This window comes from Dyella humicola, assembly GCF_026283945.1.
Taxonomy (GTDB): domain Bacteria; phylum Pseudomonadota; class Gammaproteobacteria; order Xanthomonadales; family Rhodanobacteraceae; genus Dyella; species Dyella humicola.
Window position 1 is genome coordinate 1 of the sequence record NZ_JAPDPC010000003.1, and the last position, 15,987, is coordinate 15,987.

A 15,987-nucleotide genomic window follows, 5' to 3' on the forward strand; every position below is an offset into this window, starting at 1 on the left:
CTTACGCCGGACTGGCGCTCTCAAAGCGCTGTCCGCACCTTTTCCCTGGCGGCTATAGCGCTGTGGTCCCACCCGATCCCATCCCGAACTCGGAAGTGAAACGCAGCTGCGCCGATGGTAGTGTGGCGTTGCCCATGCAAGAGTAGGTCACCGCCAGGGGCTTCATCCTCAAACGCCTTCCCATTTGGGAAGGCGTTTGTCTTTGGGCGTTTCGCGCTTTACGCGCCGCTCGATCCGAAACCCTCGCGGCTCACGCTGCGGGGGTTTTTCGTTTGGACTTTCGACAACGCCGGGCGATGCGAATGGCCCGAATAAACCTCACCGTCATCCCCGCGAAGGCGGGGATCCAGTGCCTGTGCACGGGATGGACAACGCGACGGTCGTCGCGTCATGCCGCTCACGCCAAAGGCGCTGGATCCCCGCTTTCGCGGGGATGACGGTGAGGGGGAACTGGCGGTGAAGGAGGGCCGACGGTGAGGGGGATGATGGTGAGGAGAGACGACGGTAGGGAGGGCGGTGGAAGCATCCGCGCTGCTACCTATTCGCGCCGTCGTCAACGAATGCGGCCGTTCGTTATCGCCTATGATGCAGCGTGCCCTTGAGCGGCGTCCCGCGGAGCGACCTTCACGTGTTTGTCCATGTCGAAACCCGACGTCGTAAGCATGTGCAATGGGCGTCGACCCTGCTGGTGGTCGCTTGTGTGATCAGTTTCGTCTGGTTGGCCTTGCTGCCCGCGCCGCAACGCGTCTCGATGTGGCTGGAGTGGGGTACCGTGCCGGCCAACATCTTCGATGCGAAGTTGCCGATCCTCCCGCAGCTGCACGACCCGGCGCTGCTGCGCCTAGCCACGGCGTTGTTCATTCATCTGGCCTGGCTGCACTTGCTGGGCAATTTGCTGTTCCTGGTGATCTTCGGCATTCCGGCCGAACGCACGCTCGGCTCGTTGCGCTTTTTGTTGCTCTTCATGCTTGGAGGCATCGTCGCCAACCTGGTTGGCGCGCTGTCACTGGCTGGCGTGCGATCGCCCATCATCGGCTGTAGCGGCGCAGTGTCGGCGGTGCTTGGCACGTATATCGCGCTATTTCCGCGTGCGCGTCTCGGCCTGGTATTGCCACTGGGTCTGTATCTGGAGTTCGTGCGGGTACCGGCGTTTTTACTCATCGGTATCTGGGTCTTGCTGCAGCTGCTCTTCACCTATGCAGGTCCAAGCTATGGCGCCGTGGTCTGGTGGACGCATATCGCCGGGTTCCTGTTTGGCGTGGTATTTGGGCTATTGTCACGCGATGCGATCGCGCGTCGTCTGCGCGGATAACCTAGGCCTATGCGTAACAAGAAACTCTACAAAGTGACCTTCCTCCATCTGGGCAAGTGCTACGAGCTCTACGCTCGCCACGTGGCGTCCAGCAGCCTTTGGGGATTCACCGAAGTGGGCGAGCTGGTGTTCGAGCCGGTCGGTGAGGGCTTGTTGGTCGACCCGACCGAAGAGCGTTTGCGCGAGGAGTTCAAGGACACTCACGTGCTTCATCTGCCGATGCAGTCGGTCGTGCGCATCGAAGAGGTTGAGAGCAAGGGCGCGCTGGTCATTCGCGACGCCAGTGACGGGCAGAAGATCACGCCGTTTCCCATGCCGCCCCGGAACCGCTGAGATCCGCTCGGCGGGCGCTTAGACGTGCCGCATCACGGCGATGACGATCTCCACCACGATCAGCAAGATGATTGCCAGTTCCAGCAATTCGCCGCGCTTGCTTGACGCTTCTTCATAGAGCGCAGCGTAGCTGTCGCGAATGATGGCCAGCTTGCGGTCGACGGCCTTGCTCACGTGCGAGACGCGGAACAACCCCAACGCGGAGGCATAGACGCGGGCAAGGTACACGTCTTCGGTCACTTGCAGCGCGTTGTCGACTTTTTCGGTGATCTCGGTGACTTCGGCGACCAACGTATAAAGATGACGGGCCAGGTCCGCATAGCGGCGCGCAGCGAAGGGACTGGCGACGTGCAGGGTCGCTTCGACGAGGTCGTACATGCGCGGCAGTTCGGCATCGAGCAATTCGTCGTAGTAGCGCAATTCCAACAGCTGCGCATTGGCGACCTCGAGGATATCCACGACATCGGAATCGTTGCGCGGCTCGACGATGAAGGCGCGATCCCAGGTCAGCACGACCAGGTCATCGGCATAGTAAGAAAAGCGCTGCCGCAACAGCTCCTGGCGAGCCTGCTCGGACAGGGGCCGCGACTCGCCGGACAGCATCGGCACGAGGTCGATCTCGTGATGCAATGAAGCTGTCGTGCTCACGCCCTCCATCGCGTGTACGAGCCCCAGCAGATAGTCCTCCTGCAACGGGACGACGCTGGGCCGCGAGAGCGCAGGACGCATGATCGTGGTGATCTGTTCCACCAGCTTTGGCCACACCGATGCGTCCGAAGCCAGCCCTAGCGCAGCATCGACGGCGTTGACGCGCGAGGTGAAGTCGGCCCAGGAAAGGTCATCGGCCGCTACGCGCAGGGAAAAGGCGACGGCGCCAAAATCATAAAGCCGCGCCATGACGGTGGCCTGCATCGGCCGCCCGCCGATGTCGATCAGCTGGGGATCAAGCGTGAGCTGAACTGGCGGCACCCCAAATGCCACCGCCTTCGGCGGCGCGTTGATCAGTCGACCGCGCGCAGCGGCCGTACGTGCGTGATGTGCCCATAACGATTCGGCGGCGGTCAGATCAATGGCGTCGGCGATATCGACCAGACGCATCGCGATCACGGCGGCGCGATGTACATGCGGCTGCTTCAATGCCATATCGCCCATCCTCTCGCGGAGGGCGCGCTATACGCGGGAATGCGCCCGGCAAGCCATTCTAGGCGGACACTGTGACTTACCCGTGTTTGGCGAGCCCATGGTGCCGGGAGAACTGCCGCATCAGCCGGCGTGCCAGCGGGGTCGCTGCCACCTGGCGGAACGTGTGATGCGGATCGAAGCCTTCCTTGTCCATGGCATCGCGCTTGCGATGGATATACGCGCGCATGACGTCGGCGTTGAACTCGGGATGGAACTGCACGCTGACGGCGTTCGCGCCATAACGAAGCAAGTGGTGCGGGTCGCGCTCCGAGCTGGCCAGCACGGTGGCGCCCTTGGGCACTTCCAGCACGCTTTGCTCGTGCGTGGTGTGGGCACGAAATTCGGACGGCAGATCGGCGGCAAGCGGATCGTGCTTGGCGGCATCGAGCAGCTTGATCGGTAGCGTGCCGATCTCGCGTCCACCCGGCAGGTAGTCGACACGGCCACCGAGTGCGTGCGACATCAGCTGGTGGCCATAGCAGACGCCAAACATCGGCAGCTCAAGGTCCATCGCATCGCGGATCCAGCCCGCGGTGCGCTCGCTCCAGGGCGCGCGCTCGGTCACCATGGCGGCCGAGCCCGTGATCAGCGCCCCCGCTACCTCGGACGCCGCGGGAAGTGTCTCGCCTGCTTCCACATCGATGATTCGTACCCGCTCTGGCGACAGATTGGCGCCCAGGCGGAACCAGTGTGGAAAATCGCCGTGGCGAGCCCGGATGGCATCAGGGGCGCGACCGGTGCGGATGATCAGGACGGGTTTCATGCGATGCGGCGACTTCATAGGACGGAGAGACAGTGTGATGATGCGGATTCAAACTGAACTGTGTTCGATCGGCGGGATCACGTGGAGTACTTCCTGCACGGTAGTCACGCCGCGCGCGACCTGTGCGGCAGCGGAAATGCGCAATGGAGTCATGCCTTCGGCGAGCGCGGCATGACCGAAATGCCCAAGATCAAGTTGTGAAGAGATAAGGCCGCGCAGGCGCGAGGACAACTGCATCATTTCGTAAATGCCGGTGCGCCCCATGAAGCCGGTGTTGCGGCATTCCAGGCAACCGAGCGGCTTGAAGACCTTTTCGGGCAACGGAATGGACCAGCCATGGGTCAACGCTGTCCACTCGTGCGGATCCTGCGTCGTTTCCTGTTTGCAGTGCGCACACAGCGTGCGCACCAGACGCTGTGCCACCACGCCGGTAAGCGTGGACTGAATCAGATAGTGCGGCACACCCAAATCCAGCAGACGGGTGACCGCACTGGGTGCATCGTTGGTATGTAGCGTCGACAGCACCAAATGGCCGGTGAGCGAGGCCTGCACCGCCATCTGCGCGGTTTCCAGGTCGCGAATTTCGCCGACCATGATGATGTCTGGGTCCTGCCGTAGCAGGGTCCGCACGCCCGTGGCGAAATCGAGATCGATCGCCGCCTGCACCTGCATCTGGTTGAACTCGGGCGAGACCATCTCGATCGGGTCTTCCACCGTGCACACGTTAAGTTCGGGCGTGGCCAGGTGCCTGAGCGTCGAATACAGCGTGGTGGTCTTGCCGGAACCGGTCGGTCCGGTCACCAGCACGATGCCGTGTGGGCGTTCCACCATCGAGCGCCAGATGGCGCCTTCTTCGGCGGAAAAGCCCAATTGCCCGAAATCCTTGGCCACCAGATCCGGGTCGAAAATACGCATCACCACCTTCTCGCCGAACGCGGTGGGCATGGTCGAGATACGCAGTTCCACCTCGCGACCCGATGACGAACGGGTCTTGATGCGGCCATCCTGCGGCCTGCGCTTTTCCGCCACGTCCATGCGCGAAAGGATCTTGATGCGCGCGGTGACGGCCGTCATCACGGGCGGCGGCAGTTCGAATACCTTGTGCATCACGCCGTCGATGCGGAAACGCATGCGGCCAGCGTCGCGTCGCGGCTCCAGGTGAATGTCCGATGCGCGCTGCTCGAAAGCGTATTGCAGCAGCCAGTCGACGATATGCACGACATGGCGATCGTCCGCGCCGATTTCGCCGCCCTTGCCCAGCTCCACCAACTGCTCGAAATTGAGGATGGCGGAAGAGTCGTAGCCAGAGCCCTTGGCGTCCTGCGCCAGCTGGATCGAGCGCTGGACGCCGTAGAACTCCAGCAGGTAGCGGTTGATGTCCAGCGGATTGGACACCACCCGCCGCACGTCCCGCCGAATCATCTGGGCCAGATCCTTGGCCCAGGCGGCGTCGAACGGTTCGCAGGTGGCGAACGTGACCTCGCCCGGCGCAACGCCAACCGGCAGGATGCGATGCCGCTGCGCGTAGGCATGGCTGACCACCTGGGTCACCGCAGCCGCGTTGATCTTCATCGGATCGATCTTGAGGTAGGGCAGGCTGGCCTGGCCGGCCAGCCATTCCGTCAAGGCTTCGAGACCCAGGGGGCGGCCCGGCTCCCGTTGATTGGGCAGCTTCGCGTTGGCCACCAGTACCAGCGGATGCAGCTCCACCGTGCTGCGGCCGCTGCGTGCGCCCATGCGCACCAGCTTGGCGTCCTCGGCAAGCAGGTAGCCATCGACCACCAGCGTTGCCAGCAGCTCGTCCAGTTCCAGTCGGCCACGGCGACCGAGCAGGGACGCGGATTGCGGTGAAGCGACCATGCGGCAATCTCTCCGATGAGGGTTTCGCGCCGAAACGCCAGCAGCGAAAGCGGTCGCGGCTATACTAACGCGCTTTATTCAAGCCCACGGAAAGCCATGTCCGCGCGCACCTTCCAGGATGTGATCCAGACCCTGAACCGCTATTGGGCGGCCCAGGGTTGTGTCTTGCTGCAGCCCCTCGATACCGAGGTCGGTGCTGGCACCTTCCACCCCGCAACCTTCCTGCGCTCACTCGGTCCGGAGCCGTGGGCCGCTGCCTATGTGCAGCCCTCGCGCCGACCGACCGACGGCCGCTACGGCCAGAATCCGAACCGCCTGCAGCATTACTACCAGTATCAGGTGGTGATGAAGCCCAATCCGGACAACATCCTGGATCTGTACATCGGTTCGCTGAAGGAGCTGGGGCTTGACCCACTGGTGCATGACTTGCGCTTCGTCGAGGACAACTGGGAATCACCCACCTTGGGTGCCTGGGGCCTGGGCTGGGAAGTCTGGCTCAATGGCATGGAAGTCACCCAGTTCACCTACTTCCAGCAGGCCGGTGGCCTGGAATGCCGTCCCGTGACAGGTGAGATCACCTACGGTCTCGAGCGCCTGGCGATGTACCTGCAGAACGTCGACAACGTCTACGACCTGATCTGGACCGAAGGCCCGCGCGGCACGGTCACCTACGGCGACGTGTTCCATCAGAACGAAGTGGAGCAGAGCACCTACAACTTCGAGCACGCCAATGTGCCCGAGCTGCTCCGTTGGTTCGACGTCTGCGAGGGCGAGGCGAACAAGTTGATCGCCGCCGGGCTGCCGCTGCCTGCCTATGAGCAGGTGATGAAGGCCAGTCACACGTTCAATCTGCTCGATGCGCGCCGTGCCATCAGTGTGACCGAGCGCCAGCGTTACATCCTGCGCGTACGCACACTGGCCCGCAGCGTGGCCGAGGCGTATGTGGGGCAGCGCGAGAAGCTCGGTTTTCCGGGCCTTAAAAGGAACGTGAAGGAGCAGGCTGCATGAGCGCCGCCAGCAAGCCATTGTTGATCGAACTGGGTACGGAAGAACTGCCGCCCAAGGCGCTGGACGAACTTGCCGCGGCCTTTCTGCGCGGCATCTGCGATGGCCTCGCCAAGCGTGGTGTTGGCGGCGCGCTGGATGTCGCCAGGTCCTATGCATCGCCACGGCGTTTGGCCGTCTATATCCCGGATGTGGCGGTGAACCAGCCGGAGCAAACCATCGAACGTCGTGGCCCGGCGGTCAACGCCGCCCTCGACGCTAATGGCCAGCCTGGCAAGGCCCTGCTGGGTTTTGCGCAGTCCTGCGGTGTGACGGTCGAGCAGCTGGAAAAGCTCGAAACCGACAAGGGTTCCTGGTTCGTTTTCCGCGCCACCAAGCCCGGTCAGCCCGTGGCTGCGTTGCTGCCTGAGATCGTGGATGAGGCGCTCAAGGGCCTACCTATCCCCAAGCCGATGCGCTGGGGCGACCACGACTATAGCTTCGTGCGTCCCGTGCATTGGCTGGTGATGCTGCATGGCGCCGATATCATCGATGGCAAGGTGCTTGGCCTTACCAGTGGGCGCAAGTCACGTGGTCATCGCTTCATGCATCCGCAGCCGTTGCACGTGGTCGATGCCGACAGCTGGCTGGACGGCATGCGTTCGGCCAAGGTGCTGGCCGATCCGTTCGAGCGGCGCCAGAAGATTCGCGATGAAGTGGCGCGTGTTTCGAAAGAAACCGGTGGCGTGCCGCGGCTCGATGACGCGCTGCTCGACGAAATCGCCAACCTTACCGAATGGCCGGTTGCCATCGCCTGTACCTTCGAGCGCGAATTCCTCGCGGTGCCGCCAGAAGCATTGGTCACCACGATGGAGACCAACCAGAAATTCGTGCCGGTGTTCGATGCGGACGGCAAGCTCACTGAACATTTCATCGGCGTTGCCAATATCGACAGCAAGCAGCCCAGCGAAATTCGCAAAGGCTACGAGCGCGTGATCCGTCCGCGTTTTGCCGATGCGAAGTTCTTCTGGGACGAGGACCTGAAGACACCACTTGCTGGCTACCAGGACCAGCTCAAGAACGTCACCTATCAACAGTCGCTGGGCAGCCTGTGGGACAAGAGCATTCGCGTGGCCGAGCTGGCACGCATCATCGCCAACCGTGTCGATGTCGACGCCGGCGAAGCGACGCGTGCGGCTGCGCTCAGCAAGTGCGATCTGCTCACGCGCATGGTCGGTGAGTTCCCCGAGCTGCAAGGCGTGATGGGTCGTTACTACGCCGCCCATCATGGCGAAACGCCGGAAGTGGCCCAGGCGCTCGACAGCTACTACCAGCCGCGCTTTGCCGGTGACGCCATTGCCGCGGGCAAGGTGGGGCGCGTGCTTGCCGTCGCTGATCGCCTCGACACGCTCGCCGGCATCTTCGCCGTGGGCCTCAAGCCCAGCGGTAATAAGGATCCGTTCGCGCTGCGCCGCGCCGCGCTGGGTCTGGCGCGTACGCTGGTCGAAGGCGGTCTCGAACTCGACCTGCGCGGCAGTTTCGTCGAAGCGTTGGAGCTGTTGCCGGAAGCTGCCCTGGCGGCCGGCCTCAAGCCTGGCAAGGACGGCAAGGCTCCGCTGCTGGATGCGGGCAAGCGCCGTGCGGCCCTGGTCGACGAGCTGTATGACTTCGTACTGGAGCGTCTGCGCGGTTATTACGCCGAGCAGGGCTTCACCGGCGAACAGTTCGAAGCGGTCCTGGCGGTGACGCCGGCCAGCCTGGTCGACTTCGATCGGCGACTGCGCGCCGTCGCTGAATTTGGCCGGCGCCCGGAAGCACTGAGCCTGGCAGCGGCGAACAAGCGTGTGGCGAACATCTTGCGCAAGCAAGCGGAAGAGACGGGCGCGCCAAGCGTGGGTGCCACGGTCGATGCCGCCCATTTCGAAGCCGACGCTGAGCGTGCCTTGGCTGCGGCGCTCGATGGCGCACGTGCGGATACCGCCGCTCCGCTGCAGGCAGGCGACTATGCGGCCGTACTCACGCGGCTCGCGCAGCTGCAGGCTCCGGTGGATGCGTTCTTTGACAGCGTGCTGGTCAATGCGGAAAACCCGGCCGTGCGAGCGAATCGCCTGGCCTTGCTTGGCCAGCTCAAGGCGCAGTTCGGCGCGATTGCGGATATCGCGCGCCTTTAGTGTCAAGACGCGGGGTGAAGACCCCATAAAAAAGCGGCAGCCCAAAAGGGCTGCCGCTTTTTTTTTAATCCCCGAAAAGCAGGTCGTGCTTAGCCAATCACCTGGCGACCGCGCTTGACCCGTTCGGCAAGGCGGTGAGTAAAGGCCACCATCGCCGTTGCATCGACATCCGCACCACCCGGGCCAAGGATGTCGTAGAGATCAGCCAGCATGTCGGCGTTGTCAGCCAGAGTCAGGTGGCTTTCGGCCAAGTCCAGTTCCGACTGCAGGATGCGCAGCGCGGTATTCAGGCGCTGCGGATCCATGGCCATGCCGCTGGCGTGCAGGGTGTCGGCGGCGGTACGCAGCTTGGTGCGATGACGGTTGGCCGTGGATTCCGCATTCGGCTGATCTTCTCCCGAGGTGATCGCATCCGTCTGGATCGAACCCTCACCGGCGACCAGCCATACCAGCGAAATGCCCAGCGTCTTCGCGAGCGTCACGCAGCGGGCGCGCGAAGGATCGGTGTTGCCGTCGCGCCAGCTGCGCACCACGCCCTCGGAGAAACCGCACATTCGGGCGATCTCGGTGACGCTGCCTACGCGTTGGATCAGCACTTTGATGCGATCGGCGAAGGTGCCTGCCGTTTCGGGTGACGTAAATTTTTGCATGTTCATCGCAGTTTCCTGGCGGATGGCGACAAGTTGTGGTGAGCGTGAACCCGAAAATGAGTTGCCAGCGTCAATCAACTATTAGTAAGTCGTTGGCGATCGTGAAATCTTTCCGACTGATTCGTAACATATTGCGAGTAGTCGCGATATTCAGCAACTTCGCCAAGTTCAACAACGCAATTGTCGTTGATTGGTAACTACAAACTCGCTGGCTTGTTCAGCTGACAGACAGGAAAGTACGAAGGCACAACGCGCCTAAATCCTGCGACCTACGGTGTAAAAAGCAAGTTTTAGTTCCCTAGGTTGGCGCCGGGATCCCATCGCTTGGGGAGGAACGTTGCGGTTTCGTAAAAATATCAACAACAAACTTACGGCGCGCCAAGCGCCTCGCGTCACCCGTAGGTACCTTCGTGGCTATGGTCATGACCCCTCGCCCAGAGCGCCATGGGCCAGCGCGGGTCAGCCAGGACAATCCAACGAAGCTCGCGGCCACCCGCAGCACCGACATTGGTGCCGAAGCCAACGCGTAGATGGGCGAATAGGACAAGAACGACGGCCAGAAGCCGAGCCATGACCTCGCGCAAGGCAGGTCCAGCGAGCATGGCTTGATAAAGCCAAGTGCGCAGTATCAGAAGGGCGATCCGCTATGGGCCAAGGATCGTGGTTCGAGAGCTTGCCCGTCCGGTCGGATTTATTACCTCCCCGCCGATTGGAGCGGTATCTCCCGATAGGGCACTTTTACAGACCCGGTAGGTCAAGGTGGCTGCACGCGGGTTCGCGGGACCGATCCGCGGCTTGCCCGAACCATCGCCCCATCACGACAAGTCAGTACGCCAACGCGAATGATCACAGGACGTCGCAAACCAGTCGGGAGCGAACCTCACTTCGACTGGGGCGGCCCGATCATGTACTCGAGGCCGAGTGGCTCCATCGTGTACCGCGGCGGCATTGCTATTGGCCGCTTCTATTACCGGAAATATACCCCGCGTATCTAAGGCGGGTTAATGGCGTATTAGGGATGTCCAGTAATGAGCTGGTCTTTATTGGTTATGCGCCAATGGGCTGGCGATTAATTGCGGCGTACGCTGGCGAATGGAGTAAACTTTTACAGGGCATTCCCTTTGGGCTATGCTCAGAGCTTCCCCCGTGTAGAGTCGTGGCGTATTGGGCGCCGGTTGGTTCTCGCGCTTCGCTCTGACATTCGATAGAGGTTTTCCCCATGCGCAGGTTGGTTTGGTCGCTGATGTCGGTCGCTGCACTGGCTCTCGCCGGTTGCAGTAATTCTTCGGACTCATCGCAGACCGCGAACCAGGGCGGTGCGACGGCTCCCGCCACTACGCCTGCCGCGGCCAACGCGGTCACTGGCACGGTGACGCTGCGCGACGCCGCCACCGTATCGGCAGCGGCCAAGCTCGAGCTGACCCTGGTGGATGTGTCGAACGCGGACGCTACTCCGCTGGCGACTAAGACGGTCGATTCGGCCAACACCTTCCCGCTGTCGTTCTCGCTTGAGTTCAAGCCCAACGACGTGAATCCGGCAGGCATGTATGTGGTGAAAGCGGTGCTGGTCGATGGCGACCGTCATTACACGCCGCCGTTGCAGGCTCAGGTATTGACCAAGGGCGCACCGAGCCAGGTGAGCATCCAGCTGGTGGCCGAGCAGACTGCGGGCGAGAAGGAATTCGCTGCCTTCACCGCCGTGCAGAAGCAGATTGGCGGCATGAAGATCAGCAGTGGTACCAAGCTGGAGGCAAACGTTTCGCGCGGCTGGCAGGTGTTCCGCGAAGCGGGTGAAGTGAAGTTCATCCGTGAGCAGGTGGACTTCGGCGACAAGGGCTTCACCAGCACCGACTATGCGTTCAAGGACGGCAAGCCGTGGGTGGTGGTGCAGCAGAAGAAAGCCAGCAAGGATGCCAAGCCGACGTCGACCGAGCGCGCTGCGTGGAGTCAGGACGGCACGCTGGTGTTGAAGACTTCCGAAGCCGGTGGCAAGACCTCGCCGTTGGGCGATGACGCCGCCGCCGACCTGCAGAAGCAGGCCCTGGCCATTCTGAATCTGGCCACGGGCGGCAAGGGCAAGTAAGCCCTTCCGACACGGAACATAAAAAAAGCCGTCCGCTCGCGCGGACGGCTTTTTTGTTGGCTGAAGTTCGCCTTAGAAGTCGTACTTCATGCCGAGGTTCACGCTGCTGTAGCGCTGGCTGCTGTCCTCGAAACGGCCGCTGTAACCGAGCCAGCCGCTGATCGTGTGGGTGAACTGTGCGCTGACGCCCAGGTCACCCGTACCCCAGGTCTTGTCGGGCGAGAAGCCGGCCAGGCTGAAGGAGCCAGGCATATTGTTGAGACCGGCCGTGACGTCGCGCGGGTCGGCCTTGCTGTCATGGTTCCAGGCCAGTTCGGCGTAGGGCTTCAGCAGGATGTTGCCTGCCTGCCATTGACCTTCCAGGCGCCAACCGACAACGGAGAGCAGCGAGTCGCGCTGCTGGCGGCCGAACCACATGGCCGTGCTGGCGTTGCCGGCTTCGTTGTAGCCATTCACCTTGACCGTCTGCCATTCGACCGTGGCGAACGGGCCGCTGCGCAGGGTCGACATGTCGAACCAGTAGCCGCCCGTCACGCCACCACCGAGGTGGTTGCCGTCGGCCTTGGCGGTCTGGGTGCGCTGAGCATCACCTAGCTGGATGCGACGCTCGATGTCGGAGAAGTTGTCCGAGCCGAAGTCGACATAACCACCCACGTAGGCGCCGGCCTGGTGATAGGTGAGGTAGCCCAGGCCGGAGACATCCTGCAGCTTATAACCGCCGCCGCCGGTGTAGCTGGCGTTGTGCTGGCCGATATTGATAGCCATGCCAGCCGAGAGGTTGTCGGTGGCGCGCACATCGGCACCCAGGGTCAGGTTGACGTTGTTGCTGCTGGTGCGGGGCGAGGTGCTGCTGGAGTCAAAGGTCTGGTCGCCGTAGTCGACGTTGGCGAAGAAGCGCGTTTCGCCACCCTGGCCATCAGCCAGCATCTGGGTGCGGATGGCGCGGTTCTGCGCGGCGATCGAAGCCAGCGGAGCCTCGGCCAGGATGGACGCGTAACCCGGTGCGTTGAGCACCGAGAGCACGTACTGGCCCAGCACCACATCGGCACCGGTAGTCGGATGCACGCCGTCGGCGAACAAATAGGTCATGTTGGTGCCGGCCGCCCAGGTGTACGGCAAGCCGGAACCCGCCGGTCCGCACATCACCGAGCTGGAGCCGACGCCACAGGCCGGCGTGGTCACGTTGGTGAAGCCGTAGGCCGTCGGGTTGGCGATCACTTCGTTGATCAGGCTGTAGGTATCGAGCGAGATGATGCCCTTGCCCAGCGTGGCCAGGCCGGCGTTGAGCTGGCCATTGAAGACCAGGCTGAGGCCGGTCAGCGAGGCGGAGGCAGCGGCGCCCTGCGCCGTCCCGTCCGGGGTAGCGCCGATATTGGGCAGGTTGAACACCAGGATGTTCTTCACGCCGGCAGCCTGCAGCTGGCCGATCAGCTTCACTTCCTGCTGCGCGGCGGCGGCGATGGACGCCTGCGCCTGGTCCGGGGTCTGCAGGGACGACACGCCCGCTGCGGCGAGCACTGCCTGGGTCACCTGGGCGGTCACCACCTGGGTGATCTGCGGGGTGGCTGCCTGGATCTGTGCAGCAGTCGCGCCCTGGCTTTCCAAATAGGCGATCTGGTTGGCCACGGTCTGGGCGATCAGCTGTTGCGCCGTGGCGGCAGCGCCGACCGAGGTGGCCGCGGCGAAGATGTCGTTGGCGCCGCCCCAGATCGAGTACAGCGCCTTGCCGTCGACCTGGCCGCTGGCGAGGTAGGCGTTCACCTGGGTGGTGAGGGTCGGCACGGCCGAAGGCGTGCCGGGCGAGTTGGTCAGCACACCTGCGCCGCCCCAGGCGTAATCGCTGCCGCCAATGAGCGAAGGGTTCAGTGAAATGCCGTAATGGCCGGCCACGTTCTGCACCGCCAGCGAACCCGGGTTGGTGGTGAACTTCAGCGGCGGCTGGATGGCGGGGTTAAGCGCCAGCGAGATATTGCCGGCATCGCTCAAGCTATCGCCAAAGACGATGACGTTGTCGAACTGGGCATTGGCGGCGAATGCGGGGGTGCAGAAGATCAGTGCGGCGGCGATGGCGCCGGCCATAGTGCGAATGCGGGGCATGTCTTAACGCTCCTGGACCGGAATGGTCTTTTGTTATTCCCGCGTTACGGTAATGCATGCCCATACGTAAGCGCATGCTGCGCCGCATCGCGAGTGATTTCCCCTGATGGCAGACCACAACCCGACCGCCGGAACCCCCTCTTTCGGCTCCGGCGGGTGGTGCTTGACGACGGCCGTCCCAGGGGCCGGGTACTGCAGTGTCGCTGGTTAGCTCAGCGCTTCATAGCACGAGACATTGCATCGGCGAACGCGCTGTTGGACGGAGTCGGTGCCGGCTTGGGTGCACCGCCACCGGGGCGCGGGCCACGGTTGTCGCGCTGGCTGCCACGCGCGTCATTGTCGCCAGCCGGGCGGGCACTGCGCGCCTGCTGACCTGGCTCATCATCCAGGCGCATGGACAAGCCAATGCGCTTGCGCGGCAGGTCGACCTCCATCACTTTCACCTTGACGATGTCGCCCGCCTTTACGGCATCACGCGGGTCCTTCACGAAGGTGTGCGACAGCGCGGAGACGTGCACGAGGCCGTCCTGGTGCACGCCGATATCCACGAAGGCACCAAACGCCGCCACGTTCGTCACGCGGCCTTCCAGCACCATGCCGGGGCGCAGATCCTTCAGGTCTTCCACGCCCTCGGCAAAACTCGGGGCGACGAATTCAGGGCGCGGATCGCGGCCGGGCTTTTCCAGTTCCTTGAGGATGTCGCGCACCGTCGGCACGCCGAACTTTTCATCGGTGAACTGTTCGGCCTTGAGGCTGCGCAGGAAGCTCGCGTCGCCAATGATGGCGCGCACTTCACGACCGCACTGAGCAATGATGCGCTCGACCACCGGATAGGCTTCCGGATGCACGGCGCTGGCGTCGAGCGGATTGTCGCCACGGGGCACGCGCAGGAAGCCGGCGCACTGCTCGTACGCCTTGTCGCCCAGGCGCGGCACTTTCAGCAGCGCCTTGCGATTGGTGAACGGGCCGTTGGCATCGCGATGCTTCACTACATTCTCGGCGACGCTGGCGCTGAGGCCGGCCACGCGCGAGAGCAGTGCGGCAGAGGCGGTGTTTACATCGACGCCCACGGCATTCACGCAGTCTTCCACCTTGGCATCCAGCGCGCGCGCCAGCTTCACCTGGTTCACGTCGTGCTGGTACTGACCCACGCCGATCGCCTTCGGCTCGATCTTCACCAGCTCAGCCAGCGGATCCTGCAGGCGGCGCGCAATCGACACGGCGCCGCGCAGGCTTACGTCGACATCCGGGAATTCCTTGGAAGCGACTTCAGAGGCCGAGTACACCGATGCGCCCGCCTCGCTCACCACGATCTTGGAGAGTTTGAGGTCTGCGTGCTTTTTCATCAGCTCGGCGGCGAGCTTGTCGGTTTCACGCGACGCCGTGCCGTTGCCGATGGCGATGAGATCCACGCCGTGTTGTTTGCTGAGCACGGCCAGACGCGCGATGGATTGATCCCACTGGTTGCGCGGTTCATGCGGATAGATCGTGTCGGTAGCCAGCAGCTTGCCGGTGGCGTCGACGACAGCGACCTTCACGCCGGTACGGATACCGGGATCCAGGCCCATCACGGTCTTGGCCCCGGCCGGTGCGGCCAGCATCAGATCCTTGAGGTTGTCGCCGAACACGCGGATGGCTTCGTCTTCCGCGCCTTCGCGCACGCGACCGAACAGGTCGAGGGTGAGATGCAGATGCAGCTTGACGCGCCAGGTGAGGCGCACGGTTTCGCGCAGCCACGCATCGGCCGGGCGGCCTCGATCGAGGATGCCAGCGTGTGCGGCTACGCGGCCTTCGCCTTCCAGGTGGCCTTGCTCCATGTCGACGGTGGGCGCCAGTTCAAGCTCGATCACGCCTTCGTTGCGCGCGCGCATCAGCGCGAGCAGGCGATGGGAGGGAATCTTGCCGATCGGTTCGATGTGGTCGAAGTAGTCGCGGAACTTCGCGCCTTCGTTCTCTTTACCAGGCACCACCTTGGCGCGGATCTGGCCCTTGTCCCACATCCAGTCGCGCAGTTCGCCGAGCAGGCCGGCGTTCTCGGCGATGCTTTCCATCAGGATGGCGCGCGCACCATCGAGCGCCGCGCGCACATCGGCCACGCCCTTCTCGGCATCGACGAACGCGGCGGCAACCGCTTCCGGTGATTGCGCGGGATCTTCGCGCAGGCTGAGCGCCAGCGGCTCGAGGCCCGCTTCGCGCGCGATCTGTGCCTTGGTGCGGCGCTTGGGCTTGTACGGCAGGTACAAGTCTTCCAGGCGTGCCTTGGTATCCGCGTAAAGAATGTCGCCCTTCAGCGCGTCGGTGAGCTTGCCCTGTTCCTCGATGCTGGCCAGGATCGCGCTGCGACGCTCTTCCAGCTCGCGCAGGTAGCGCAGGCGTTCCTCAAGCAGGCGTAGCTGGGTGTCGTCAAGACCCCCGGTGGCTTCCTTGCGGTAGCGGGCGATAAACGGCACGGTGGCGCCGCCATCGAGCAGATCCACGGCGGCGTTGACCTGTTCAGGTTTGGCGGCAATGTCCTGGGCAATACGTTGTTCGATGCTGAGCATGGGGCTGAA

11 protein-coding genes and 1 rRNA gene are annotated in these 15,987 nt (G+C 63.2%); 6 read left to right on the forward strand and 6 right to left on the reverse strand.

The genetic code is table 11. The features are described from left to right. Positions 1–44 precede the first annotated feature (44 nt). The 3 genes from rrf (at position 45) to OUZ30_RS16675 (ending at position 1,645) form a co-directional block, all read left to right on the forward strand. A 5S ribosomal RNA gene (rrf, locus tag OUZ30_RS16665) occupies positions 45–159 on the forward strand. Between the two features lie 469 nt (positions 160–628). Then, on the forward strand, positions 629–1,312 hold the full coding sequence (locus OUZ30_RS16670) for a rhomboid family intramembrane serine protease (protein WP_266183566.1): 684 nt from the start codon (positions 629–631) through the stop codon (positions 1,310–1,312). A gap of 9 nt (positions 1,313–1,321) precedes the next feature. Further along, positions 1,322–1,645: a DUF1820 family protein gene (locus tag OUZ30_RS16675; RefSeq protein WP_266183567.1), complete on the forward strand. Its 324-nt coding sequence runs from the start codon at positions 1,322–1,324 to the stop codon at positions 1,643–1,645. An 18-nt stretch (positions 1,646–1,663) separates the two neighbouring features. Here OUZ30_RS16675 and OUZ30_RS16680 read toward each other — a convergent pair whose 3' ends face one another. From OUZ30_RS16680 to tfpB, 3 genes are all read right to left on the reverse strand, one after another. Continuing rightward, positions 1,664–2,788: a hypothetical protein gene (locus tag OUZ30_RS16680; protein WP_266183568.1), complete on the reverse strand. Its 1,125-nt coding sequence runs from the start codon at positions 2,786–2,788 to the stop codon at positions 1,664–1,666. Positions 2,789–2,864: 76 nt separating this feature from the next. Further along, complete coding sequence (locus tag OUZ30_RS16685) at positions 2,865–3,590, reverse strand: glutamine amidotransferase (RefSeq protein ID WP_266183569.1); 726 nt, start codon at positions 3,588–3,590, stop codon at positions 2,865–2,867. Between the two features lie 48 nt (positions 3,591–3,638). After that, positions 3,639–5,450, reverse strand: coding sequence for a type IV pilus assembly ATPase TfpB (tfpB, locus tag OUZ30_RS16690; RefSeq protein WP_266183570.1), 1,812 nt, complete (start codon positions 5,448–5,450; stop codon positions 3,639–3,641). A 96-nt stretch (positions 5,451–5,546) separates the two neighbouring features. Here tfpB and glyQ point away from each other — a divergent pair, with 96 nt between their 5' ends. Together glyQ and glyS are read left to right on the forward strand one after the other, a co-directional pair. Then, complete coding sequence (gene glyQ, locus OUZ30_RS16695; protein ID WP_266183571.1) at positions 5,547–6,458, forward strand: glycine--tRNA ligase subunit alpha; 912 nt, start codon at positions 5,547–5,549, stop codon at positions 6,456–6,458. After that, complete coding sequence (glyS, locus tag OUZ30_RS16700; protein ID WP_266183572.1) at positions 6,455–8,605, forward strand: glycine--tRNA ligase subunit beta; 2,151 nt, start codon at positions 6,455–6,457, stop codon at positions 8,603–8,605. Before glyQ ends, glyS begins: the two co-directional genes overlap by 4 nt. 89 nt (positions 8,606–8,694) lie before the next feature. Here the strand turns inward: glyS and OUZ30_RS16705 are convergent, their stop codons facing one another. Next, positions 8,695–9,261, reverse strand: a complete 567-nt coding sequence (locus tag OUZ30_RS16705) for a helix-turn-helix domain-containing protein (protein WP_266183573.1) — start codon at positions 9,259–9,261, stop codon at positions 8,695–8,697. A 1,213-nt stretch (positions 9,262–10,474) separates the two neighbouring features. Here OUZ30_RS16705 and OUZ30_RS16710 point away from each other — a divergent pair. After that, complete coding sequence (locus OUZ30_RS16710; RefSeq protein ID WP_266183574.1) at positions 10,475–11,338, forward strand: YbaY family lipoprotein; 864 nt, start codon at positions 10,475–10,477, stop codon at positions 11,336–11,338. Between the two features lie 72 nt (positions 11,339–11,410). Here OUZ30_RS16710 and OUZ30_RS16715 read toward each other — a convergent pair whose 3' ends face one another. Together OUZ30_RS16715 and OUZ30_RS16720 are read right to left on the reverse strand one after the other, a co-directional pair. Next, complete coding sequence (locus OUZ30_RS16715; RefSeq protein WP_266183575.1) at positions 11,411–13,435, reverse strand: autotransporter outer membrane beta-barrel domain-containing protein; 2,025 nt, start codon at positions 13,433–13,435, stop codon at positions 11,411–11,413. Between the two features lie 212 nt (positions 13,436–13,647). Further along, the gene (locus OUZ30_RS16720) at positions 13,648–15,978 is read right to left on the reverse strand and encodes a Tex family protein (protein WP_266183576.1); all 2,331 of its coding nucleotides are present in this window, start codon (positions 15,976–15,978) and stop codon (positions 13,648–13,650) included. Positions 15,979–15,987: the final 9 nt, after the last annotated feature.